Source organism: Limnohabitans sp. Rim28, from assembly GCF_000293865.2.
Taxonomy (GTDB): Bacteria; Pseudomonadota; Gammaproteobacteria; order Burkholderiales; family Burkholderiaceae_C; genus Limnohabitans_A.
Map to the genome: position 1 here is coordinate 246,715 of NZ_ALKN02000003.1, position 20,856 is coordinate 267,570.

Annotated in this window: 22 protein-coding genes; 16 read left to right on the plus strand and 6 right to left on the minus strand. The window is 62.2% G+C overall.

The window, feature by feature from the left end:
• Positions 1 to 115: 115 nt before the first annotated feature.
• The 6 genes from ppsR (at position 116) to B472_RS05650 (ending at position 6,631) form a co-directional block, all read left to right on the plus strand.
• Positions 116 to 1,504, plus strand: coding sequence for a transcriptional regulator PpsR (ppsR, locus tag B472_RS05625; protein WP_019425994.1), 1,389 nt, complete (start codon positions 116 to 118; stop codon positions 1,502 to 1,504).
• A 73-nt stretch (positions 1,505 to 1,577) separates the two neighbouring features.
• A complete protein-coding gene (gene chlG / locus B472_RS05630) occupies positions 1,578 to 2,561 on the plus strand; it encodes a chlorophyll synthase ChlG (RefSeq protein ID WP_019425995.1) in 984 nt (327 codons plus the stop codon).
• Positions 2,558 to 3,931: a BCD family MFS transporter gene (locus B472_RS05635; protein ID WP_019425996.1), complete on the plus strand. Its 1,374-nt coding sequence runs from the start codon at positions 2,558 to 2,560 to the stop codon at positions 3,929 to 3,931. Before chlG ends, B472_RS05635 begins: the two co-directional genes overlap by 4 nt.
• Positions 3,928 to 5,136, plus strand: a complete 1,209-nt coding sequence (locus tag B472_RS05640) for a geranylgeranyl diphosphate reductase (RefSeq protein ID WP_019425997.1) — start codon at positions 3,928 to 3,930, stop codon at positions 5,134 to 5,136. The genes B472_RS05635 and B472_RS05640 overlap by 4 nt, the downstream gene beginning before the upstream one ends.
• Before the next feature lie 7 nt (positions 5,137 to 5,143).
• Positions 5,144 to 5,683: a TspO/MBR family protein gene (locus B472_RS05645; protein WP_019425998.1), complete on the plus strand. Its 540-nt coding sequence runs from the start codon at positions 5,144 to 5,146 to the stop codon at positions 5,681 to 5,683.
• Between the two features lie 33 nt (positions 5,684 to 5,716).
• The gene (locus tag B472_RS05650; protein ID WP_019425999.1) at positions 5,717 to 6,631 is read left to right on the plus strand and encodes an alpha/beta fold hydrolase; all 915 of its coding nucleotides are present in this window, start codon (positions 5,717 to 5,719) and stop codon (positions 6,629 to 6,631) included.
• 6 nt (positions 6,632 to 6,637) lie between these two features.
• Here B472_RS05650 and B472_RS05655 read toward each other — a convergent pair whose 3' ends face one another.
• The 5 genes from B472_RS05655 to B472_RS05675 all read right to left on the minus strand — a co-directional run bounded on the left by B472_RS05655 (position 6,638) and on the right by B472_RS05675 (position 12,688).
• A complete protein-coding gene (locus B472_RS05655) occupies positions 6,638 to 8,134 on the minus strand; it encodes a potassium/proton antiporter (protein WP_238147387.1) in 1,497 nt (498 codons plus the stop codon).
• A 27-nt stretch (positions 8,135 to 8,161) separates the two neighbouring features.
• Positions 8,162 to 9,058 (minus strand): alpha/beta fold hydrolase BchO, encoded by an 897-nt coding sequence (bchO, locus tag B472_RS05660; RefSeq protein ID WP_019426001.1) that lies wholly within the window; start codon positions 9,056 to 9,058, stop codon positions 8,162 to 8,164.
• 6 nt (positions 9,059 to 9,064) lie between these two features.
• Positions 9,065 to 10,927 carry a magnesium chelatase subunit D gene (locus tag B472_RS05665; RefSeq protein WP_019426002.1) on the minus strand — a complete coding sequence of 621 codons (1,863 nt, stop codon included), beginning with the start codon at positions 10,925 to 10,927 and terminating at the stop codon, positions 9,065 to 9,067.
• 13 nt (positions 10,928 to 10,940) lie between these two features.
• Positions 10,941 to 11,966 (minus strand): magnesium chelatase ATPase subunit I, encoded by a 1,026-nt coding sequence (gene bchI, locus B472_RS05670; protein ID WP_019426003.1) that lies wholly within the window; start codon positions 11,964 to 11,966, stop codon positions 10,941 to 10,943.
• A 128-nt stretch (positions 11,967 to 12,094) separates the two neighbouring features.
• Positions 12,095 to 12,688, minus strand: coding sequence for an NnrU family protein (locus B472_RS05675; RefSeq protein ID WP_019426004.1), 594 nt, complete (start codon positions 12,686 to 12,688; stop codon positions 12,095 to 12,097).
• A gap of 194 nt (positions 12,689 to 12,882) precedes the next feature.
• On the opposite strand from B472_RS05675, the gene B472_RS05680 reads away from it, so the two are divergent.
• The 10 genes from B472_RS05680 to ccmI all read left to right on the plus strand — a co-directional run bounded on the left by B472_RS05680 (position 12,883) and on the right by ccmI (position 20,681).
• Positions 12,883 to 13,209 (plus strand): high-potential iron-sulfur protein, encoded by a 327-nt coding sequence (locus B472_RS05680; RefSeq protein WP_019426005.1) that lies wholly within the window; start codon positions 12,883 to 12,885, stop codon positions 13,207 to 13,209.
• Positions 13,210 to 13,402: 193 nt separating this feature from the next.
• Positions 13,403 to 14,068 carry a cytochrome c biogenesis heme-transporting ATPase CcmA gene (gene ccmA, locus B472_RS05685; RefSeq protein WP_019426006.1) on the plus strand — a complete coding sequence of 222 codons (666 nt, stop codon included), beginning with the start codon at positions 13,403 to 13,405 and terminating at the stop codon, positions 14,066 to 14,068.
• Positions 14,065 to 14,757, plus strand: a complete 693-nt coding sequence (gene ccmB / locus B472_RS05690) for a heme exporter protein CcmB (protein WP_019426007.1) — start codon at positions 14,065 to 14,067, stop codon at positions 14,755 to 14,757. The genes ccmA and ccmB overlap by 4 nt, the downstream gene beginning before the upstream one ends.
• Positions 14,726 to 15,529, plus strand: a complete 804-nt coding sequence (gene ccmC, locus B472_RS05695) for a heme ABC transporter permease CcmC (RefSeq protein ID WP_019426008.1) — start codon at positions 14,726 to 14,728, stop codon at positions 15,527 to 15,529. Before ccmB ends, ccmC begins: the two co-directional genes overlap by 32 nt.
• Entirely contained in the window at positions 15,526 to 15,771 is a 246-nt protein-coding gene (ccmD, locus tag B472_RS05700) for a heme exporter protein CcmD (protein ID WP_019426009.1), read from the plus strand. Before ccmC ends, ccmD begins: the two co-directional genes overlap by 4 nt.
• The gene (gene ccmE, locus B472_RS05705; RefSeq protein WP_019426010.1) at positions 15,768 to 16,214 is read left to right on the plus strand and encodes a cytochrome c maturation protein CcmE; all 447 of its coding nucleotides are present in this window, start codon (positions 15,768 to 15,770) and stop codon (positions 16,212 to 16,214) included. Before ccmD ends, ccmE begins: the two co-directional genes overlap by 4 nt.
• A 27-nt stretch (positions 16,215 to 16,241) precedes the next feature.
• Entirely contained in the window at positions 16,242 to 18,254 is a 2,013-nt protein-coding gene (locus tag B472_RS05710) for a heme lyase CcmF/NrfE family subunit (protein ID WP_019426011.1), read from the plus strand.
• 5 nt (positions 18,255 to 18,259) lie between these two features.
• Positions 18,260 to 18,865, plus strand: coding sequence for a redoxin family protein (locus B472_RS05715; RefSeq protein WP_238147391.1), 606 nt, complete (start codon positions 18,260 to 18,262; stop codon positions 18,863 to 18,865).
• Between the two features lie 32 nt (positions 18,866 to 18,897).
• Positions 18,898 to 19,449, plus strand: a complete 552-nt coding sequence (locus B472_RS05720) for a cytochrome c-type biogenesis protein (RefSeq protein WP_019426013.1) — start codon at positions 18,898 to 18,900, stop codon at positions 19,447 to 19,449.
• Positions 19,449 to 20,681 carry a c-type cytochrome biogenesis protein CcmI gene (gene ccmI, locus B472_RS05725; protein WP_019426014.1) on the plus strand — a complete coding sequence of 411 codons (1,233 nt, stop codon included), beginning with the start codon at positions 19,449 to 19,451 and terminating at the stop codon, positions 20,679 to 20,681. The genes B472_RS05720 and ccmI overlap by 1 nt, the downstream gene beginning before the upstream one ends.
• A 68-nt stretch (positions 20,682 to 20,749) precedes the next feature.
• Here ccmI and B472_RS17420 read toward each other — a convergent pair.
• Positions 20,750 to 20,856, minus strand: a 107-nt coding sequence (locus B472_RS17420; protein ID WP_133176074.1) for a uroporphyrinogen decarboxylase family protein, incomplete at its 5' end; no start/stop codon positions are given.

The following is a 20,856-nucleotide window of genomic DNA, read 5'->3' on the forward strand; positions in this document are numbered from 1 at the left end:
CTTTTTTTGCACTTAAATCACAAGTTTGCGGATTTGATAAGGCTGCACCGCCCTATACTGTGATGACAAATACAAGTGTCAACTTCCTGATGCTCAAACCCGTTTGGTTTACAACATGAAGCTTCCCTCTTTGGACCCGTCCACCTTCTCCCAATTGCTGGGCGTGGTGTCGGACGTCACCTTGGTCATGGACCCGCAAGGGGTGATCGAAGACGTTTCAACCGGTCGTGACACCTTGGCATCGTTGGGTTGCCAGACTTGGATCGGTCGTCGCTGGATCGACACCGTCACCAGCGAGAGCCGCGCCAAAGTCCAAGAAATGCTGCTGTCGCAAGGCGTCCCAGAGGTCATGCGCTGGCGGCATGTCAACCACATGTCCCCCGTAGGCAATGAAGTGGCCCTGCAGTATGTGGTGCTGCCCCTGGGCGGCGGCAAGTTGTTGGCCATGGGCCGCGACTTGGAAAGCCTGGCCGAGTTGCAGCGCCGACTGGTCGAGACCCAGCAGTCGATGGAGCGCGACTATTTGCGTCTGCGCCACATCGAAGCGCGCTACCGCGTGTTGTTCGACACTTCTTCTGAAGCTGTTTTGATGGTGGATGCCACCACCCAACGCGTGCTGGAAGCCAATGTGGGGGCGCAGGCTTTGCTCAAAGACGCGGGCAAACGATTGGTCGGTCGTGACGTGCGTGAATGTTTTGAGGGCGAGAGCCAGGGCGAAGTTCAGTCTTTGCTGCGCATGGCGCTGGCCACTGGCCGCATTGAGATGTGTGCGGCACGTGTGGCGGGATTGCCGTCGGCTTGGACGGTGTCCGCCACCGTGTTCCGCCAAGAAGGCGGGGCGCAGTTTTTGGTGCGTTTGGTCACACGTGAGACCACGGCCATGGCCCACCAAGACCCAGGTTCATCGGCAGCCTTGAGCGAGGCCATGGAACGTTTCCCAGATGGCTGGTTGCTGACAGATACCACCGGCGTGATCAAAAGTGTCAACGAAGAAGGCATGGCTTTGCTGGGGCTGACCGCTTCGTCTCAGGTGGTGGGCCAAAATCTTGAGCGCTGGTTGTTGCGTGGAGCGGTCGATTGGGGTGTGCTCAACACCAGTTTGCGTCAGCAATTGCCTGTGCGCAATTTCGCCACCGAGGTGCGTACCCTCTCCGGCATGACCCTGCCGGTCGAGGTGTCGGCCGTGTGTTTGGCTCGCCCAGAACCCATGTTTGCTTTCTTTGTGCGCGACATGGACCGTCGCTTGCAAGGCGGCGCATCGGTGTCGCAAAGCCAGGCCAACCCCTTTGCCGACTTGACCCAGCTGGTGGGGCGCCGCCCGATCAAAGACATTGTGGGCGAGACGGTCGACACCATTGAGCGCATGTGCATCGAAGCGGCTTTGGAGTTGACCCACAACAACCGCGCATCGGCTGCGGAAATGCTGGGTTTGTCACGCCAAAGTCTTTACGTCAAGTTGCGCCGCTTCGGCATGGTGGCCGAAGCCGAAAGCGACAACCCCTGAAGACTGTCAATTAAAATTGACGATAAGTGTCAATCCCAGTTGACATTTAAAAAACTCTCTTCACAATCGGGGCATGGACACCCCGCCACTGGCCCACACGCCCCCATCCCAGGCTTCTCTTGCAAGCGCAGTGCATGCCGCACGGGTAACGCCGCTCAGCCGGCCGGCTTGGCGCACAGTGGCCGAATTGCTCAAACCCATCACCTGGTTCCCGCCTATGTGGGCGTTTGCCTGCGGTGTGGTGGCCTCGGGCCAAGACATCGGCGCCAACTGGGCTTTGCTGCTTTTGGGTCTGGTGCTCACCGGTCCACTCGTCTGCGCCAGCAGCCAGGCGGTGAACGACTGGTTTGACCGGCATGTGGACGCCATCAACGAACCCAACCGCCCTATCCCCTCTGGCCGTATGCCAGGACGCTGGGGTTTGGGCATTGCCATTGCCTGGACCGTGCTGTCCCTGGCTTGGGCCACGCTCATGGGGCCTTGGGGCTTTGCGGCCTGCGCCTTGGCCATCGCGTTGTCTTGGGCTTACAGCGCGCCGCCGGTGCGCCTGAAAAACAACGGTTGGTGGGGCAACTCGGCCTGTGCGCTCAGCTACGAAGGTTTGGCTTGGCTGACCGGTGCAGCGGTCATGTTGGGTGGGGCTTGGCCCGGTCCGCATTCGGTGGCGCTGGCCTTGCTCTACAGCGTGGGTGCGCACGGCATCATGACGCTCAACGATTTCAAGGCCATTGAGGGCGACCGCCGCATGGGCGTGGCCTCGCTGCCGGTGCAGCTGGGTGCGCACGGCGCCGCGCGCATGGCCTGCGTCTTCATGCTGGTGCCGCAGGTGGTGGTGGCTTTGTTGTTGGCCCACTGGCAGTTGCCATGGCACGCAGCGGCCGTCTTGGCCTTGGCCATGACGCAAGTCCCATTGATGCTGAAATTTCTTCGCCAGCCGGTGGCGCGTGCACTGCATGTGTCGGCCTTTGGCGTGCCCCTGTTTGTCAGCGGCATGATGGTCAGTGCATGGGGTTTGCGACAGCTTGGCCTTGTGCAAACAGCGGCAGGTGTTGCATGAGTACCGCCTTGAACGCATCCATGTTTGGTTGGTTTCAAATCATCCGCTTGGGCCTGATTCAGGCTTGTTTGGGCGCAGTGGTGGTGGTGACCACGTCCACGCTCAACCGGATCATGGTGGTCGAGTTGGCGCTGCCCGCTTTGTTGCCAGGCTTTTTGGTGGCTTGGCATTACGCTGTGCAAATGGTGCGCCCGCGCATGGGCTTTGGCGCAGACAAAGGCCGGCGCAGCACGCCCTGGATGATGGGCGGCATGCTGGTGCTGGGTCTGGGCGGCGTGATGGCCGCGTGGGCCACGGTGTGGATGGCCGAAGAACCCTTTTACGGCGCCCTGCTGGCTTGGTTCTCGTTCAGCCTGATTGGCTTGGGCGTGAGCGCTTGCGGCACATCCCTTCTGACTTTGATGGCCAAGCGCGTGCCCGAAGAGCGGCGTGCACCTGCTGCCACCACGGTCTGGTTGATGATGATTGTGGGTTTTGCAGTCACCGCCGGCGTGGTGGGGAAACTGATTGACCCCTACAGCCCGCAGATTTTGCTGAAGGTGTCGGCGGGTTTGAGTGGGGTGACGGCTTTGATCACCGCCTTGTGTTTGTGGGGCTTGGAAAAGCCGATGGACGCTGCTGCTGAGCCGTTGACATCTGACAGCTTGGCCAAAGCACGCTTGCAAAAACAAAATTTCAAAGAAGCCTTCAAAGAAGTTTGGTCTGAGCCTGCGGCGCGCACTTTCACGGTGTTCGTGTTCATGTCCATGCTGGCCTACAGCGCGCAAGACTTGATTTTGGAGCCCTTTGCAGGTGCTGTCCACGGTTTCACACCGGGGCAGACCACGCAGCTTTCGGGCTGGCACCACATGGGTGTGCTGGTGGGCATGTTGGCGGTGGCTGGGGCCGGTTCGCGCCTGGTGGCTGGGCGCTTGGGCTCGGTGCAGGCCTGGATGGTCGGGGGCTGTTTGTTTTCGGCCTTGGCCACGTTCGGTTTGGTCAGCTCAGCTTTGTCTGCTGAATGGCCTCTGAAGGCCAATGTGGTGTTTTTGGGTGTGGCCAACGGTGCGTTTTCGATCGCAGCCATTGCCACCATGATGCGCTTGGCGGGTGAGGGCGGCGCAGGCCGCGAGGGCACACGCATGGGTTTGTGGGGCGCGGCGCAAGCGGCGGCCTTTGGCTTGGGTGGTTTGCTGGGCACTGCCGCCAGCGATCTGGCCCATGCCTTGTTGGGTGAACAACGCACGGCCTATGCGGCTGTGTTTGGCATGCAAGCGTTGATGTTTGCGGTATCGGCGGCGGTGGCAGTACGCCTTCGCGCGGGTCCAGTGCAACGCCAGTCCTTGCGTTTTGATGGTCCCGTATTACTCAAAGGTGGGTCAAGCTCATGAACCAAACCGATTACGACTTTGTGGTGGTGGGTGGAGGGCCTTCGGGCGCCACCGCGGCGCACGATCTGGTGCGCGAAGGCTGGCGCGTGTTGCTCTTGGACCGACAGGGCCGCACCAAGCCTTGTGGCGGTGCGATTCCACCACGACTCATCAAAGACTTCGATATTCCTGACCATCTGCTGGTGGCCAAGGTGCGTTGCGCCCGCATGATTTCGCCAGCCGACAACCAAGTCGACATCCCGATCGACAACGGCTATGTGGGCATGGTGGACCGCGACGAGTTCGATGAGTATTTGCGCGAGCGCGCAGCCCAATCGGGCGCCGTGCGTCGCCAGGCCATTTTTGACAAATTGGAACACGATGGCAGTGGGCAGTTGTGGGTGCACTTCACCCCGGTCACGTCCAAAGAGCATTCGGCAACCGATCATGCCCAGCCCATCAAGGTGTCGACCCGCATGGTCGTGGGGGCCGATGGCGCACGTTCTGAAGTGGCGCGCCAAGCCATTCCCAATGCGCACAAAACCAAGTATGTGTTCGCATACCACGAGATCATTGAGTCGCCTGTGGGCCAGCCCGGTTACGACGCGGCACGCTGCGACGTGTATTACCAAGGCGAAGTCTCACCCGACTTTTATGGCTGGGTGTTTCCGCACGGCAAGACCATGAGCGTGGGCATGGGCAGCGCCGACAAGGGCTACTCCTTGCGCAGTGCCACGGCGCGCTTGCGCGAGATTGCGGGTCTGACCCATGCCCCTACTTTGCGCCGCGAAGGCGCGCCCATTCCGCTCAAGCCGCTGCCCCAATGGGACAACGGCCGAGACGTGGTGGTGATTGGTGATGCTGCAGGCGTGGTGGCCCCGTCCTCTGGCGAAGGGATTTACTACGCGATGGATTGCGCGCGGCGTGTGTCGCAAGCCGCACACCAGGCCCTCAAAACCGGCAACAGCGCTTGCCTGAAGCAAGGCCGCAAGAGCTTCATGAAGCAGCATGGCCGGGTGTTCTGGATCTTGGGCGTGATGCAGTACTTCTGGTACCAAAACGACAAACGCCGCGAAAAGTTCGTCAAGATCTGCGAAGACCGCGACGTGCAGCGCCTGACCTTTGAGTCCTACATGAACAAGGAGTTGGCACGCAAGGACCCGATGGCCCACGTGCGCATCTTCTTGAAGGACATGGCCCATTTGCTGGGTTTGGCACGCACATGAGGCTTGAGTGAGCCAGCACCCCGAACACGGCTTGCTGATGCACACCTTGGGGCGCAAACCCCAAGCGTCTGTGCGCACCCTGCTCCTGGCCTTTGTGCTCAGCTTCGCCACAGCGGGCATTGGCGCGGCCCTGAGCGAGTTGGGGCCGTGGTACTTTGCGCTCAAGCACCCGCCCTGGAAGCCGCCTGACGCTGCCTTTGGCGTGATCTGGAGCACCATTTTTACTTTATGCGCCATCAGTGGCTGGTTGGCTTGGCAGGCGGCCGACACGCTGGCCTTGCGCCGCCGTGTGTTGTATTTGTTTGGGGTGAACGCGGTGCTCAACATCGTGTGGAGTGCGCTGTACTTCAAACTGCAGCGGCCGGATTGGGCGCTCTTTGAGGTGGTGTTTTTGTGGCTCTCGATCCTGGCCCTGGTCATGGGCCTGTGGCGGCTGTCACGCTGGGCCAGTTTGTTGCTCGTCACGTATTGGATTTGGGTCAGCATTGCGGCGGTGCTCAATGTGCAAACCGTGATGCTGAATGGCCCTTTTGGCCCTGAGTCCTGACGTGATCTTTTTGCAGCGCGTGGCCCGCGCCCCATGAAAAGGCTTGCCAGCGTGTTGGTCCTGACGGCCTTGACCGCCTTGTCTTTGTGGCTTTGGACGCCCGACGTGCCGCGCTCGACCTTGGAGGCGCGGTATTTGGCGGCCGCTGCCGACCTGCGCAGCGTGGGCCCGTGGCAACTGCATGTCCGTCAAAGTGGCCCGGCCGACGCCCCCGCGGTGGTGTTGTTGCATGGCTTTGGTTCGAGCCTTCACACTTGGGATGCATGGGCCCAGGGTTTGTCTGCCACCCACCGAGTGGTGCGCATTGATTTGCCCGGCAGCGGTTTGAGCCCACCCGATCCCGCTCACGATTACCGGGACGCGCGCAGCCTAGAGATGCTGATCGCCTTGATGGAGAGTTTGGGCTTGCAGCGCGCCAGCTGGGTGGGCCATTCGATGGGTGGACGCATCGCTTGGACTTTGGCTGCCCGTTACCCAGACCGCGTGGACAAGCTGGTGCTGGTGGCGCCCGATGGCTTTGCCAGTTTTGGTTTTGAGTACGGCAAGCCCATGGATGTCCCTGCCTCATTGGGCCTGATGCGCCATGTCTTGCCCAAGCCTTTGCTGCGCATGAATTTGCAATCGGCCTATGCCCGGCCAGACAGCCTGAGCGACGCGGTGACCACCCGGTACCATGATTTGATTTTGGCGCCCGGAGCGCGGCAAGCCATGTTGGACCGTTTGAAGCAGACGGTGTTGCAAGAGCCTGTGCCGCTGTTGCGCCAAATCAAGGCCCCGACGCTGCTGGTGTGGGGCGATGCCGACGCCATGATTCCCTTGAGCAATGCCCAAGATTATTTGCAAGCGATTCAGGGCAGCCGTTTGGTGTCTTGGCCCCAAGTGGGGCACTTGCCACAAGAAGAAGCGGCCGAGGCGTCGCAACAAGCGGTGGTCGAATTTTTGCGTTGAGGCGCTTCAGGTGATGCGGATGCCGACTTGCAAGATGTGGTTGCCTTCGGTGGCACGCACACTGACCTCGGCTTTGCCCAAGTGCGCCGTGTCGCCTTCAACAGGTGGTCGGTGCAAACTGTCAGCCAACCATTGGCCAATGGTTTTGTCGGACTCGCAAGGCAGTTCCAGCCCATAAAACAGGCACAGGTCACCCATGGAAGTGCTGGCGGCCAGCACAAAATCACCGAAGACCAAGCGGGCGTGTTCGGTGTCGTCCAGGTCGGGCAAGACCACGTTCAGGCGCCGTGCGCTCCAGGCGATGGTGGAGCCTTGCAGCACCAAGGAGGTCAGCACCACGATGAAGGCCACATTGAAGTAGATGCTGGCCCCCTCCACCCCGGCCATGACCGGGAACACCGCCAACACAATCGGCACGGCACCGCGCAGGCCCACCCAAGACACAAAGGCGATTTCGCGTCCGGAAAAGTGCAGCGGTTTCAGGCACAACCATACCGACACAGGCCGGGCGACGAACATCAGCACCAGCGACACCCCAATGGCCGGCCACAGCGACTTCATCATTTCGGTGGGCGTCACCAGCAAGCCCAGCAACAAGAACATGCCGGCCTGCGACAGCCATGCGTAGCCGTCCATGGCCGACAAGGACGCACGCACCTGCCTGCGGGCCCGGTTGCCAATGACCACCCCCATCAGGTAAACCGCCAAAAAGCCAGACCCGCCCAACCAAGTGGTCAAAGCGAACACGGTGAGCCCGCCCGAGACCACCAACAGCGCGCGAACCCCACCGCCGCCGTCCTCGCCTCGTCCCAAGCGTTTGACCAATTCCGCCATGGCCCAGCCGCAGCCCAAACCCAAGACACCGCCCCAGCCCAGGTGTTCCAGTAAAGACAGCAAGATTTCGGGGGCGCTCATGGGCAACCCCTCTGCGTTGGCCATGGACAGCGCGATGGCGATGAAGGTCAGCGTCAGGTACACCGCCATCGGGTCGTTCAAGCCCGACTCGATCTCCAAGGTGGCAGAGACCCGTTCATTGAGGTGCACCCCAGAGGACTTGAGCAAGGAAAAAACGGCGGCCGCGTCGGTGGAGCCGACGATGGCCCCGACCAAAAGGGCCAGTGGCCAAGACAAATCCAGCAAGCAATACGCTGCAGCGCCCGTGATGCCGGTGCACAGCACCACACCCAGTGTGGCCAACAGCAGCGAGGGCTTCAGACCCGTGCGGAAAGTGCGCATCTGGGTGCGCAAGCCACCGTCCAGCAAAATCACGGCCAAGGCCACGTTGCCCACCCAAAAGCTCAAACGGAAATCGTCAAAAACCAGCCCACCTGGACCATCTACGCCGGCCAGGATGCCCACCACCAAAAAAATCAGCAGGAATGAAAAACCGATGCGCGCAGAAAATACCCCCGCCAAGACACTGATGAACACCAGTGCAGCGCCTGCCAGCAAGGGCAATGAGAGGAAATCAAGCGACAAAACCATGGGGTGAACGTACCACAAGACGGGCGTCCGTCAGAGGCCGTGGTTTTATGCCGTAGGGCAGCAACGCAAGATGTAATGGGCCGTGCCCAATGGATCCTGTTCGTGTGCCAAGTGCCCCAGGCCAGGCTGAAGGTGCTGCCGCGCTTGCGGCAAGCGCTGGCAAGCTTCGTCGGCCAAAGCCGGCGGCACGGTTTGGTCTTGTGCGCCGATGTGCATGAACACGGGGTTGCGAATCTCGTGCAGGCGTGCGGCCAAGGGCTTGAGCCGCCAGGCCGCCATCATCGACAACACCCCATGCACATGGCCCGAGTCGCTGAGCACGCGGGTGTACAAGTCGATGCCTTGCGGGTCGAGCGTGGAGCCGGTACGTGCGATCCACTCGGCCACCGCGCCGGGTTTGGCGGCCAGCTTGGCGGTGGCCCAGGCGGACAGCGGGTTGAGCGCTGCGAGTTTGGCCGCTGGGCCGAACAGCCAAGACGCCACGCCAGGCAGCGGCAGCCAGGCGGGGTTCAGACCGATCAGGGTGCTGCGCGCTGCGCTGTCAAAGTGCAGCGCCATGTGCGCGGCAATCGCCGCGCCCGCTGAGTGGCCCACGATGACCTGGGGCGTGAGGTTCAGTTGCCGCATCAAGGCCCGCAAGCCCTCGGCCATGCCGGGCAGCGACAGCGCGCCTTCCGAGCCCCGGCTGGTGAAAGCGTGTCCGGGCAGATCCGGAACGACCACGGTGAAGTGTTCGGCCAGTGTGGGCATGAGGCCGCGCCAGCTGAAATGACCCGAGCCCGTGCCATGCAAGAGCAGCATGCACGGGCCGTGCCCCATGGTTTGGACATGCCACTGGATGCCACCGGCTTGCACCCATCGGCTGTGCTGCGCGTGCGGCCAAATGTGAGGCTCAGCTTGGTGTTCGGCCCAAGACATGCTGGGGTAGAAGCTGTCAAACATGACCGTTCAGGCCTGTGGGCTGCGCACGCGTTCGATGGCGTGGGCCATGCGCTGCGACTGCACCTGCGGCATGGGCAGGTAGCTTGCGCCCATGGTGGCCGCCAGTTGCTGCGCTTGTGCATCGGGGTGCATCGAGGTGTCGATCCACAAGGCGCGGTGGCCGCTGGCGCGCCACTGCTGGCCCCAGCTGTGTGCATCGGTTTGCGCTTGGGCGCGGCCGCCCAGGCCTTGCAAGGTCACATTGGCCCGGCCGTCGCTCAGCACCACCAAAATCGGTGTGACGCCTTGGCGCTGCAGTTGTGCTGCTTGCTCGTGCGCCATTTTGAGGGCCAAGGCCAAAGGCGTGCCGCCGCCACCGGGCAGGCCGGTCATGGCGCGTTTGGCGCGCACCAGCGAGCGCGTCATGGGCAGCAGCAACTGCGCCTGCGCACCCCGAAAGGCCACGATGCAGACACTGTCGCGCCGGGCATAGGACTGCTGCAACAGCAACTCGACCGCGCCTTTGGCCTCGGCCAAGCGCTGCAAAGCGGCCGAGCCCGAAGCGTCGAGCGCCAAGATCAGGCAGCTGGAGGCGCGCTGCTGGTAGCGCTGGATGTGGAAATCTTCGGCGCGGATCGCCACGCGGCCGGTGTTGTGCGATTGCCGCAGCCGCTGCTTGGGCGCGGCGGCGCGCAAGGTGGCCAGCACATGCAGGCGCGCCTGACCGCCGGGGCGGCCCGGGCGCGGGGGCAGGGGCCGGCCGCGCTGAGAGCCTGCGCGGGTTTGGCCGCTGCGGCCCGAGGTGTTGTGACTGGCCGCGCCTTGGCGTGTCATCAGCGCGTCGAGCATGTGCGGCGGCAAGCTGGCCAAAGCAGCGGCGACCATCATCTCTTGCAGGTCTTCGGCACTCGGTTCAGTGTTCTGTTCGGGCGGTGGACCGGGGTCTTGGATGTTGTCTTTTTCAGTGTCGCTCTCAGGCGCCGCGTCTGAATCTTCGGGGGGTTCTGGCGGCTCTGGCGGCTCTGGTGGTGATGCGTCTTCTTGTGGCGCGGGCTCGGCCGGCCATTGCGTGGCGCGGGGGGCCAGCACGCAGCGCGCGGCAAAGCCCAGATCGTCGGCGTCCAGCGTGCTGCGGCCATTCAGCGCCGCATGGCCGCAGGCCACCCGCAGCGCCAAGCTGGGCACGCGCAAAGAGCCAATGCCCAAGCCCAAAGCGGCGGCGCACAGCGCTTGCATGTGCTCGTCGTTCGCTTGCACTTGGGGCAGGTGCATGCGGGCGCGGGCCAAAGCGCCGGGGCTCAGACGAATCTGCAGGCCATCAGGCCCGCTGTCGCCCTGCCATGCCGCGTGGATGTCGCTGGGCGAGAGTTCGTTCAGGTCCAGCCACACGCCCAGGCGCTCGGCCAGGGCGGCGCCCACGCCGGGTTCATCGGGCAAGGATTCGTCGAGCGCCACCACCCCAAAACGGGTGGGGGTGGGGGCTGCGCTGTGGCGGGTGGGTGGCACTTGGCCTTGTTCCAGGGCCTGCGCCAGAGGTGCCAGCAAGGCAGGCGACAGGCGCTCGGCCATGGGCAGGCACACCAGGCCTTGGTCGGCTTGTTGCAGCAGGCCCGCTTGCAGGTGCAATTGGCCGGTTTGCAGGGTGTGGGCCAGGTCGATGCCGCCGAGCAGCCGCTCGCTGTCCACCGAGCCGGGCACTTTCACCAAACCGATGCCCAGCCCCGCCAGCGCTTGCAACCAGCGCTCTCGCACCGGGCCGTGCGGTGCGTGCAGGCACACGCCGCCAAAGCCATGGGGGTCGAGTTGCAGCAGTTGCAAGGTGGTGAGCGCGTCGTTCCAGCGCTCCAGTGGGTCCGAAGGCGTGGCGGGTGTTGGGGATTCGCGGGCCATGCGCGCAGCCGGCTCAGGCGGCCAGCACTTCTTGCAAGCTGCGCTGCACGCGCGCGCCCGAGTCGGTGTCGTCCAGCGGGTTGCGGCGCAGGCGGTGGCGCAATGCCAGTGGGGCCATGCTTTGCAGGTGTTCGGGCCTCACTGCGCTGTGGCCTTGCAGTGCGGCGTAGGCACGGGTGGCACGCAGCAGCGTGAGTTCGGCGCGCAGGCCGTCGGTGCCCAGCTGCTGGCACAGACGGGCGCACAGCATCAGCATGTCGTCGCTCACTTCCAATTGCTCGAGCAGTTCACGCGCTTTGAGGATGCGTTTTTGCAGCTTCTGGTTGTCCTTGTGCCACAGCGCCTTGAAGGCGGTGGGGTCTTTGTCAAAAGCGTCGCGGCGTTTGATGATGTCTACCCGCAGCGCCAGGTCTTGCGGGGTGCGAACCTGCACGGACAAGCCAAAACGGTCCAGCAGTTGCGGACGCAACTCGCCTTCTTCGGGGTTGCCGCTGCCCACCAGCACAAAGCGGGCAGGGTGGCGCACGCTCAGGCCTTCGCGCTCGACCAGGTTCTCGCCCGAGGCGGCCACGTCGATCAACAGGTCCACCAAATGGTCGTCGAGCAGGTTGACTTCGTCGATGTACAAAAAGCCCCGGTGCGCCTGGGCCAGCAGGCCGGGGGCGAAAGATTTGACGCCTTGCGACAAGGCTTTTTCCAGATCGAGTGCGCCGACCACGCGGTCCTCGGTCGCGCCCAAAGGCAGGTCGACCACGGCCACATTCTGGCGCTCGGTCACGACTTTGGCTTTGGGATCGCGGGCCTGGCAGACCGGGCAGCTGCCCGCTGGTTTGGCCGGGTCGCAGCGGTAAGGGCAGCCTTTGACCACCTGGATTGGCGGCAGCAGGTCGGCCAAAGCCCGCACGGCGGTCGATTTGCCGGTGCCCCGGTCACCCAGGACGAGCACGCCGCCAATGGAAGGGTCCACCGCCACCACCTGGATGGCGAGGGTCATTTCATCTTGACCAACGATGGCCGCGAAAGGGAAGGTCAATGCCATGGGGCGTTCCGAAAAACTGTTCTCGGCCCATCATCCAAAAGACGCGGCAAAGTGTCAAGTTAAATTTACACTTGATGCGGAATTTTTGCGTGAATGTTTCGCGGGGCAGGACCCTTTCGCAAGACCCCTTAGCCACCCGCCCGGGTGAAGGGCATCACACCGACCAACCAAACGTGCAGGCCACCCATCAGGAAAGCCGCCCATACGCCGGTGCCCACCACCACCGCCAGCAAAGTGGCCAGCAGCTTGCCTTCGGGCGCAGAGTGCAGGTTTTGGCGGTCCCGCTTTCGGGCGGCGCGGAACACCAGCACCGACCAGACCAGAAAGCCGCCGAACAGCAAGACATCCGCCAAGTTGCCGTTTGACAACAGATGGCCAAGCGCCCAGACCTTGACCGACAAGGTCATGGGGTGGCGCAGTTTGGCTTTGATCTGGTTGCCCGGCACATACGTGGCCACCAGCAACACCATGGCCAGCCACATCAGCAAAATTGTGGCGTGCTGCATGCCGCGTGGCGGCGTCCAAAGCACCACCGGGTCCAAGCGCGCTTGGCCGTAGCCTTGCACCAACAAATAAAGACCCAGCAAGGAAATGGCGGCGTAAACCGCCTTGAAACCCAGCGCACCCCAACGGACGATGCCGTCTTGGCGCACTTGTGGTGCCAAGCTTTGGAGTGAGTGGATGCCCAAAAAAAGGACCAAACCGAGCAACAGTTGCAGCATGTCAAAACCTTTTATCAGGAGTCGTGTTGAGAACGCTGCATTTTGACACGCCGGTCTCTATCTGGGTTGACATTGCAAATCCCGGGCTTTCCTGTGTGATTTGCTCGGGTATGCGGCCTCAAATGACAAAGTGACTGATCTGGCGCACAATGAACTGTCCAGTATTTTCTGGCTACCTTTTTTAGGAGCAGTCCATGTCCCGTTTTACAGAAATCTCTTCCACCCGCCGCGTGTTCATGATGCAAGTGGCCACGGCCGCGACAGCCACTTTGGCTGTGAGCCAAGCCTCTGCCCAAGCCATGCTTGACGAGAAAGACCCTCAAGCCGTGGGTTTGGCTTACAAAGCCGACGCGACCAAGGTCGACAAAGCCAAGAACCCCAAGTACGCAGCCGGTAGCAACTGCGCCAACTGCGCCTTGTTCCAAGCCAAGGCCGGTGCTGCTGCTGGTGGTTGCCCGCTGTTTGGCGCCAAACAAGTCTCAGCCAAAGGCTGGTGCTCGGCTTGGGCCAAGAAGGCTTGATGCCTCAGGTTCTCCGGCTGGATTTTTCCGGTCGGGTTCCTCAAAACCGCCTTGGGGCGGTTTTTTTACGCCCCGAGACGGCTTGAGGCTCGGTGTTTGCCCTGATTTGCCTAAACCATCAAGGCTTTGGATACACAAAGTGTCAATCTGTCGTTACACTTGTTGCTGTTTCAACCGACCAGAAAGCCCTTTCATGGCGTCTTGGGTGCTCTCAGCGAAAGACCTGGCCTGCCAAAAGGCCCAGCGGACTTTGTTCGAGGGCGTGAGCTTGCTTGTGCCTGCGGGCAGCTGGCTGCACATCGAAGGCGGCAATGGGTGTGGCAAAACCAGTTTGCTGCGCATCTTGTGCGGCTTGGCACCTGCGGCGCGCGGCCATGTGCGCTGGGCAGAACCCGAGCTTGAGGGCACGGTTGGATCGCCAGAAGCCAAGACTGCGCGCCCCGACCGCTCGGTGCTTCACTACATTGGCCACGCTTTGGGCCTCAAGCCCGATTTGAGTGCGACCGAAAACCTGTGCCTTGACGCCCAGGCCAGTGGCTTGGCGCTCAGCCCCGAACAGGCGGTGCAAGCCCTGGCGGCGCAGGGCCTCAAAAGCCGGGCGCATTTGCCCGTTCGGGTGCTGTCGCAAGGCCAGCGGCAAGGTGTCGCGTTGGCGCGTTTGCGCACCAGCCCCGCGCGCTTGTGGGTGCTGGACGAACCTTTGGTGGGCTTGGACACCCAAGCCACCGCCATCGCCCGAAATTTGCTGCAATCGCATGTGGACGCAGGCGGCGCCATTGTCATGACCAGCCACCACGATGTGGGCTTGCAGGGCCCGGGTGAGCGGTTTCAACTGGGCGCTGTGGCGCGGGCGGCATGAACGCACAGCTTCAGCCCAGCCCTTGGCAAGCCATGGCCGGTGTGATGCGCCGTGACCTGCGCCTGGCCTTGCGGCGCAAGTCCGAATGGTTGGGCGCGGTTTTTTTCTTTGTGGTGGTGGCTGCACTGTTTCCATTGGCCATCGGCCCCGAGCCGGACACGCTGCGCTTGATCGGGCCCGGTGTACTGTGGGTGGCGGCCTTGCTGGCCAGCATGTTGAGTCTGGGTCGCTTGTTTGAGGCCGACCACCAGGACGGCAGCCTGGAACAGTTGGCATTGTCGGCCGCGCCCCTGTCTTGGTTGGTCAGCGCCAAGTTGCTGGCGCATTGGCTGATTTCTGGGTTGCCCTTGGTGGTGTTGTCACCGATCTTGGGCCTGCAATTTGGCCTGGGGTCCGAGGCTTTGGGCATGTTGGTGTTGACGCTCTTGATCGGCACGCCCGTGCTGTCATTGCTGGGCGCGATTGGTGCAGCCCTGACATTGGGGGTGCGGGGTGGTGGCGTTTTGCAGTCGCTTTTGCTCTTGCCCTTGTATGTGCCGGTGTTGGTGTTTGGCACGGGCGCAGTCGATGCACAGATGCGTGGTCTCGGGGCACAAGCCCATGTGTCGGTTTTGTTGGCCTTGTTGCTGGCTGCAGCGGCACTCAGCCCTTGGGCCTGTGCAGCCGCGGTGCGCCTGGCACTGGAATGAAAAGGACCGACCCTTGAAACTCTTTCATTACGCTGCACCACAACACTTCTACCCCTTGGCTGGGCGTTTGTGGCCTTGGCTGGCGCTGTTGGCCAGTGCCTTGGCGCTGGCGGGCCTGTGGGTAGGCTTCATGGTGGCGCCGTCCGATGCGCAGCAGGGGCAGGCCTACCGCATCATTTACATCCATGTGCCGGTGTCGTGGATGGCCATGATCATTTACCTGGCCATGGCTTTTTGGAGCGTGTTGGGACTGGTGTTCAACACACGCTTGTCCGGCTTGATGACGCGGGCGTTGGCGCCCACGGGCGCATTGCTGGCGTTTTTGTCGCTGTGGACAGGTGCTTTGTGGGGCAAGCCGATGTGGGGCACCTATTGGGTGTGGGATGCGCGCTTGACCTCGATGCTGATCTTGCTGTTTTTGTATTTGGGCTACATCGCCTTGACCTCGGCCATTGAGGACACGCGCCGCTCCGACCGGGCGGGCGCCTTGGTGGCGGTGGTGGGCGCTGTCAACGTGCCCATCATTTACTTTTCGGTGCAGTGGTGGAACACCTTGCACCAAGGTGCGTCGGTGTCTTTCACCCAGTCGCCACGCATGGCCAGCATCATGCTGACAGGCATGTTGCTCATGAGCTTGGCGGTTTGGATTTATGCAGCGGCCATCGCCTTGTGGCGTGTGCGCAGCTTGATCTTGGAACGCGAGAGCCACGCCACTTGGGTGCAGCAATTGCCAGAGGTGCAAGCGCACCGGGCTTGGCGAGGTGCCACATGATCTGGACCAGTGCTTCTGAGTTTTGGGCCATGGGCGGCTATGGCGTTTACGTCTGGGGCAGCATGGGCGTGAGTGCGGCTTTGATGCTGCTCGAGGTGTGGCTGGCGCGCGTGGGACGAAGGCAAGCGCTGGACGCGGTGTGCGAGGCCATGGACGCCGCACAAGATGAAACCCATGAACCCGGCGGCATGGCCGCGACGGCGTTGTCCACCATACGCATCAACTCAGGAGCCACTTCATGAAAAGCCGCCACAAGCGCTTGTTTGGCATCGGATTGGGCTTGCTGCTCGTGTGCGGTGCGCTGTTTTTTGTGCTCAACGCCTTCCAAAGCAATCTGGTTTTTTTCTTCACGCCCACGCAAGTGGCGGCTGGCGAAGCGCCCAAAGACGGTCACTTTCGGGTCGGGGGCTTGGTCAAAGAGGGCAGCATCCAGCGCGACGGCATGGCGGTGGCCTTTGTGGTGACCGATACGCACCAAGAAGTCCCAGTGTCTTATGTTGGCTTCTTGCCCGATCTGTTCAAAGAGGGCAAGGGCGTGGTGGCGCAGGGTCGCTTGAACGCCAGTCGCCAGTTTGTGGCCAGCGAAGTGCTGGCCAAGCACGACGAAAACTACATGCCGCCCGAAGCCCAGCATGCACTGGACGAGGCGGCCAAGGCCCGCATGGGTGCGGCGGTGGCGCAATGAAGCGCGCTGTTTTTTCAGGAGCCCGGCATGTGGGCTGAAGCGGGCCACATGGCCTTGATCATGGCGGCTTGGGTCGCCTTGGCACAAGCGGTGCTGCCGCTGTGGGGCAGTTTGTCGCCGCAGCGCGCAGGTTGGCAAACGCTGGCCAGGCCTTTGGCGCAGTTGCAACTGGCCTTGATTGTGTGGTCGTTTGGCGCTTTGTGGCATGCGTTTTATGTGCACGATTTCAGTGTCGTGTATGTGGCCAACAATTCCAACACCTTGCTGCCCACGCCTTACCGCCTCTCGGCGATTTGGGCGGGTCACGAGGGCTCTTTGGTGCTGTGGGTGTTGATGCTGGCGCTGTGGTCGGTGGCGGTGGCCACTTTTTCCAAGCGTTTGCCACAGGCGCTGGTGGCGCAAGTGCTGGGCGTCATGGGCGCGGTGTCGGTGGGCTTTTTGGTCTTCATCTTGACTTTGTCGAACCCATTTGCCCGACAGTTCCCGGCCCCTGCCGAGGGGCGCGACTTGACGCCCTTGCTGCAAGACCCGGGTTTGGTCATTCACCCACCGATGCTCTACATGGGCTATGTGGGCTTGTCGGTGGCGTTTGCTTTTGCCATGGCCGCCTTGTTATCGGGGCGGCTCGATGCCGCGTGGGCGCGTTGGGCACGGCCTTGGACGGTGGCGGCCTGGGGCTTTTTGACGCTGGGCATTGCGCTGGGGTCTTGGTGGGCTTATTACGAATTGGGCTGGGGCGGCTGGTGGTTTTGGGACCCGGTAGAAAACGCCTCGCTCATGCCCTGGCTGGTGGCCACGGCGCTCATCCATTCGCTCATGGTCACCGACAAGCGTGGGCAGTTCAAGGCCTGGACGGTGCTCTTGGCCATTGGTGCGTTTTCACTCAGTTTGCTCGGCACCTTCCTGGTGCGCTCGGGCGTGTTGACTTCGGTGCACGCCTTTGCCACCGACCCCGGCCGGGGGGTGTTCATCTTGCTGTTTTTGGTGGTGGTGGTGGGTGTGTCGCTGGCTTTGTTTGCCTGGCGCGCGCCGCAGTGGGCCAATGCCTCGCAGCCCGTGGTGGGTTCGCGTGAATCGTTTTTGTTGCTCAACAGTGTGCTCTTGGTGGTGGCCATGGCGGCGGTGTTGCTGGGCACTTTGTACCCCCTCATCATCGATGCGCTGAACTTGGGCAAGTTGTCGGTGGGGCCGCCGTATTTCGACCGGGTCTTTGTGCCGCTGATGGTGCCACTGCTCTTGGCGATGGTGCCTGGCACGGTGGTGCCTTGGCATGTGGCCCGCTGGGCTGCGGTGCGCTCGGTCTTGGTGCCGGGGGCCTTGGCGCTTTTGTTGGCCAGTGCGTGGGCCACTTGGGGCGCCGCGCCGCAGGACGCCGAGGCCGTCACCACGACCGGCGGTTGGCTCACGGTGATGGGCGGCACGCTGGGCGGCTGGATCGTGTTGTCAGGTGTTTGGCAAATCGTGCAGCGCCTGCGTTTGGCGGGCTCACCGGGCTTGGCTTGGTGGGGCATGCAGGTCGCGCACTTGGGCGTGGCCGTGTTGGTGTTGGGCATCACCGGCGTCAAGTCTTTTGAGGTGGAGCGTGACGTGCGTTTGGGCCAGGGTGATTCGGTCACGGTGGCGGGCGTGCGTTACCAACTGATCAGCGTGGGCAACCATTTGGGCCCCAACTATTTGGCCTTGCGCGCGGAAGTGCACTTGTTTGAAGGCGGGCCAGGCCGTGAGCGGCAGGTGGGCACCTTGAAGCCCGAAAAGCGCCGTTATGTGTCCAGTGCCATGCCCATGACCGAAGCCGGGATTGACCGCAACCTGTGGCGTGACCGCTATGTCTCTTTGGGCGAGCCCTTGGCAGGCGAACCACCGCAGTGGAGCTTTCGGGTCTACCACAAGCCCTTTGTGTCGTGGATTTGGCTGGGAGCGGTGTTCATGGTTTTGGGCGGCGGCTTGGCGGCGTTTGACAGGCGTTACCGGCAAGCCCCAGTGAGGTCCGGTGCCAGCGCCGCGAAAGTGGTCTCGTCCAAGATGGGGGTGACCGCGTGAGCGCGATGAGCACACCTGCGACAAGCCGACGCATGCCGCGCTGGGTGTTTGTGCCGCTGGCGCTGTTTTTGGGCATGGCGGTGTTTTTGGCGGTAGGTCTCACGCGCAACCCACAAGAAATTCCCTCGCCACTCATCGGCCAGCCTGCGCCTGCTTTCAAGCTGCCTTTGGTGGGTGGGTCTGGGGTGTTTGGTGCCGAGCAATTCAAAGGGCAAGTTTCGCTGGTCAACCTGTGGGCCACCTGGTGCGCGGGGTGCAAAGAGGAGCATCCGATGTTGATGGCCCTGTCCCGTCAGCCGGGCTTGCAAATGGTGGGCATCAATTACAAAGAGCTGCAAGCCTCGGAGTTGTCAGGCCAAGACCCTTTGAGCCCAGACGCTCAGCAAAAAGCCACGGCGCGCAGCCAAGCCTGGTTGCAAAAACAAGGTCAAGCTTTTGGGGTGAACCTGCTCGATCTGGATGGTCGGGTGGGCATGGATTTTGGTGTGTACGGTTTGCCGGAGACCTATTTGATAGACCGTGAGGGCGTGGTGCGTTTCAAGCACGCTGGGGCTTTGACGCCCGAAGTTTTGCAGCAGAAATTGCTGCCCTTGATGCGGAGTCTGCAGTGAGGCGCTTGGTGTTTTCTCTAGAGCGAAAAGCCATGCAGGGTGTTTTGGCCAGTGCGTTGTGGGGGGCTGTTTCGTTGGGTGCCCAAGCGCAGAGTACGCCTGTGGCGCCAATGGCCCCGACTGCGCCGGTGGCGCCAATGGCCCCGACTGCGCCGGGTGTTCAAGCGACCCTGCCGGGCGTGGGGGCCACCGTTTTGGCTCAGGGTGATGCGCCCATGAGCGCACCGATTCAAGCGCGCTGGGACCACATCGCGGCCGAGCTGCGCTGCTTGGTGTGCCAAAACGAATCCTTGGCTTCTTCGAATGCCGAGTTGGCGGTGGACTTGCGCCGCGAGGTGCGCAGCCTGATCGAGCAAGGGCAAAGTGACGCCGACATCCGCAGCTTTTTGGTCAAACGCTATGGTGACTTTGTGCTTTACAAGCCAGAAGTCAAACCGGTGACTTGGCTGCTGTGGTTTGGCCCCTTTGTTTTGCTCTTGGGTGCGCTGGCTGTGGCCCTTCGCCTGATGCGCCGCACACCCGCCGTGCCTGCAGCCTTGTCCGACAGCGAACGCGCGCGCGTTCGCCAACTGCTGGAGTCCTGATGTCCTTTTTGCCGCCTTGGATGGGTTTGATCTTGCTGCTGCTGTGCATGGGTGGCTTGGCGGCCTGGGTTGTTCAGCGGGGTTTGACGCAAACAGTGGATGAGCAAGACGGGGATGTGCAGTCCCAGATCAACCGACAGATTCACCAACAACACCTGGCCGATTTGGACAGATCTTTGAGCGAAGGCCGCTTGAATACAGCGCAACACCAATCTGCCCGGGATGAGTTGTTGCGCCATGTGTTGGACGACGCGGCGCAGGCCGTTGGTCCCCCCTCTGGCGGTGGTTTGACGGTGTCATGGCGCTGGCTGGTGGCCGGCTTGGTGCTGCTCAGCGGCTTGAGTTACTGGCTATTGGGCGCGCCCCAAACTTGGTGGGCTGCACCTTTGAGCCAGCGCGTCAAGATCGTGGCCACAAGCCCTGACCAATTGGCCGAGCAAACCCGGCAGTGGTTGCAGACCACCGAAAAAAGACCCGAGGACGCCGAGGCCTGGTTGACCTTGGCGCGTTTGCATGCCGCTCAAAATGCGCACGCCTTGTCTGAGCAAGCCTTGGCGCGTGTGCTGACCTTGGCGCCCGAGCCCGATCTGTGGCTAGAGCGCGCACAAATGAAAGCCTTGAGCGTGGGTGGCGTCTATGCGGGAGAGCCGTGGCAGTGGATTCAAAACGTCTTGCGAGATCAACCGCTGCATCTGAATGCCCTGGTCTTGGCCGGCAGCGCGGCTTTGTCAGAAAAAAAGTACGCGGCAGCGCAAAAATATTGGCAACAAGCCTTGAGCCTTGTGCCCGCCAACAGTGAGGCCGCTGAAGGTCTACAGCAAGCCGTAGAAAAGACGGCTCAGTGGCTGCAAGCGCAAGGGGCCGAGGTGAAAGCAGCGGGCGGTCCGGCCGATCAGCAGCCCTTGATTCAGGGGGAGGTTCGCGTCTCTCCTGAAGTGCAAAGCCAAATTGGCGCAGGGGCTACTTTGTTTGTCTATGCCTTGGCCGAGGGGTCGCGTCGCCCCGTGGCCATCTGGCGCGACACGCCGGCATCCTGGCCTGTGCGCTTTGCCTTGAGCGACAGCATGGGCATGGGCGCGCCGCCGGTGCTGTCATCCTTGGCACAAGTTCGCTTGGTGGCCCGCATCTCGAAAACGGGATCGGCGCAAAAGCAAGAGGGTGATTTCCAGGTCGAACTGCCCGGCGTGAAGACGGGCGTGCAGGGCGTGGTGCTTCAGATCTCGGGTCGTTAACACGGGCTGCAAGCCACTTGCACAGTGCGCCTGCAGATCACTTGCAAGGCTGGCCCGCAGCCGCCTTGTCAGCCTTGACGCAATTTTCGCGAATGGCTGTGCACCGCCTCGACCAGCGCGGACACATGCTCCGGCGGGGTGTATTGGCTGATGCCGTGGCCCAGGTTGAAGATGT

Excerpts from the sequence above, each read along its gene's own strand:
- chlG (WP_019425995.1), top strand. The coding sequence starts at position 1,578 with ATGGACACCCCGCCACTGGCCCACACGCCCCCATCCCAGGCTTCTCTT.
- B472_RS05715 (WP_238147391.1), top strand. The coding sequence starts at position 18,260 with ATGAGCACACCTGCGACAAGCCGACGCATGCCGCGCTGGGTGTTTGTG.
- ppsR (WP_019425994.1), top strand. The coding sequence starts at position 116 with ATGAAGCTTCCCTCTTTGGACCCGTCCACCTTCTCCCAATTGCTGGGC.
- B472_RS05720 (WP_019426013.1), top strand. The coding sequence starts at position 18,898 with ATGCAGGGTGTTTTGGCCAGTGCGTTGTGGGGGGCTGTTTCGTTGGGT.
- B472_RS05665 (WP_019426002.1), bottom strand. The coding sequence starts at position 10,927 with ATGGCCCGCGAATCCCCAACACCCGCCACGCCTTCGGACCCACTGGAG.
- ccmE (WP_019426010.1), top strand. The coding sequence starts at position 15,768 with ATGAAAAGCCGCCACAAGCGCTTGTTTGGCATCGGATTGGGCTTGCTG.
- B472_RS05710 (WP_019426011.1), top strand. The coding sequence starts at position 16,242 with ATGTGGGCTGAAGCGGGCCACATGGCCTTGATCATGGCGGCTTGGGTC.
- ccmB (WP_019426007.1), top strand. The coding sequence starts at position 14,065 with ATGAACGCACAGCTTCAGCCCAGCCCTTGGCAAGCCATGGCCGGTGTG.
- bchO (WP_019426001.1), bottom strand. The coding sequence starts at position 9,058 with ATGTTTGACAGCTTCTACCCCAGCATGTCTTGGGCCGAACACCAAGCT.
- B472_RS05640 (WP_019425997.1), top strand. The coding sequence starts at position 3,928 with ATGAACCAAACCGATTACGACTTTGTGGTGGTGGGTGGAGGGCCTTCG.
- B472_RS05650 (WP_019425999.1), top strand. The coding sequence starts at position 5,717 with ATGAAAAGGCTTGCCAGCGTGTTGGTCCTGACGGCCTTGACCGCCTTG.
- B472_RS05680 (WP_019426005.1), top strand. The coding sequence starts at position 12,883 with ATGTCCCGTTTTACAGAAATCTCTTCCACCCGCCGCGTGTTCATGATG.
- B472_RS05635 (WP_019425996.1), top strand. The coding sequence starts at position 2,558 with ATGAGTACCGCCTTGAACGCATCCATGTTTGGTTGGTTTCAAATCATC.
- B472_RS05675 (WP_019426004.1), bottom strand. The coding sequence starts at position 12,688 with ATGCTGCAACTGTTGCTCGGTTTGGTCCTTTTTTTGGGCATCCACTCA.
- ccmI (WP_019426014.1), top strand. The coding sequence starts at position 19,449 with ATGTCCTTTTTGCCGCCTTGGATGGGTTTGATCTTGCTGCTGCTGTGC.
- ccmD (WP_019426009.1), top strand. The coding sequence starts at position 15,526 with ATGATCTGGACCAGTGCTTCTGAGTTTTGGGCCATGGGCGGCTATGGC.
- ccmA (WP_019426006.1), top strand. The coding sequence starts at position 13,403 with ATGGCGTCTTGGGTGCTCTCAGCGAAAGACCTGGCCTGCCAAAAGGCC.
- bchI (WP_019426003.1), bottom strand. The coding sequence starts at position 11,966 with ATGGCATTGACCTTCCCTTTCGCGGCCATCGTTGGTCAAGATGAAATG.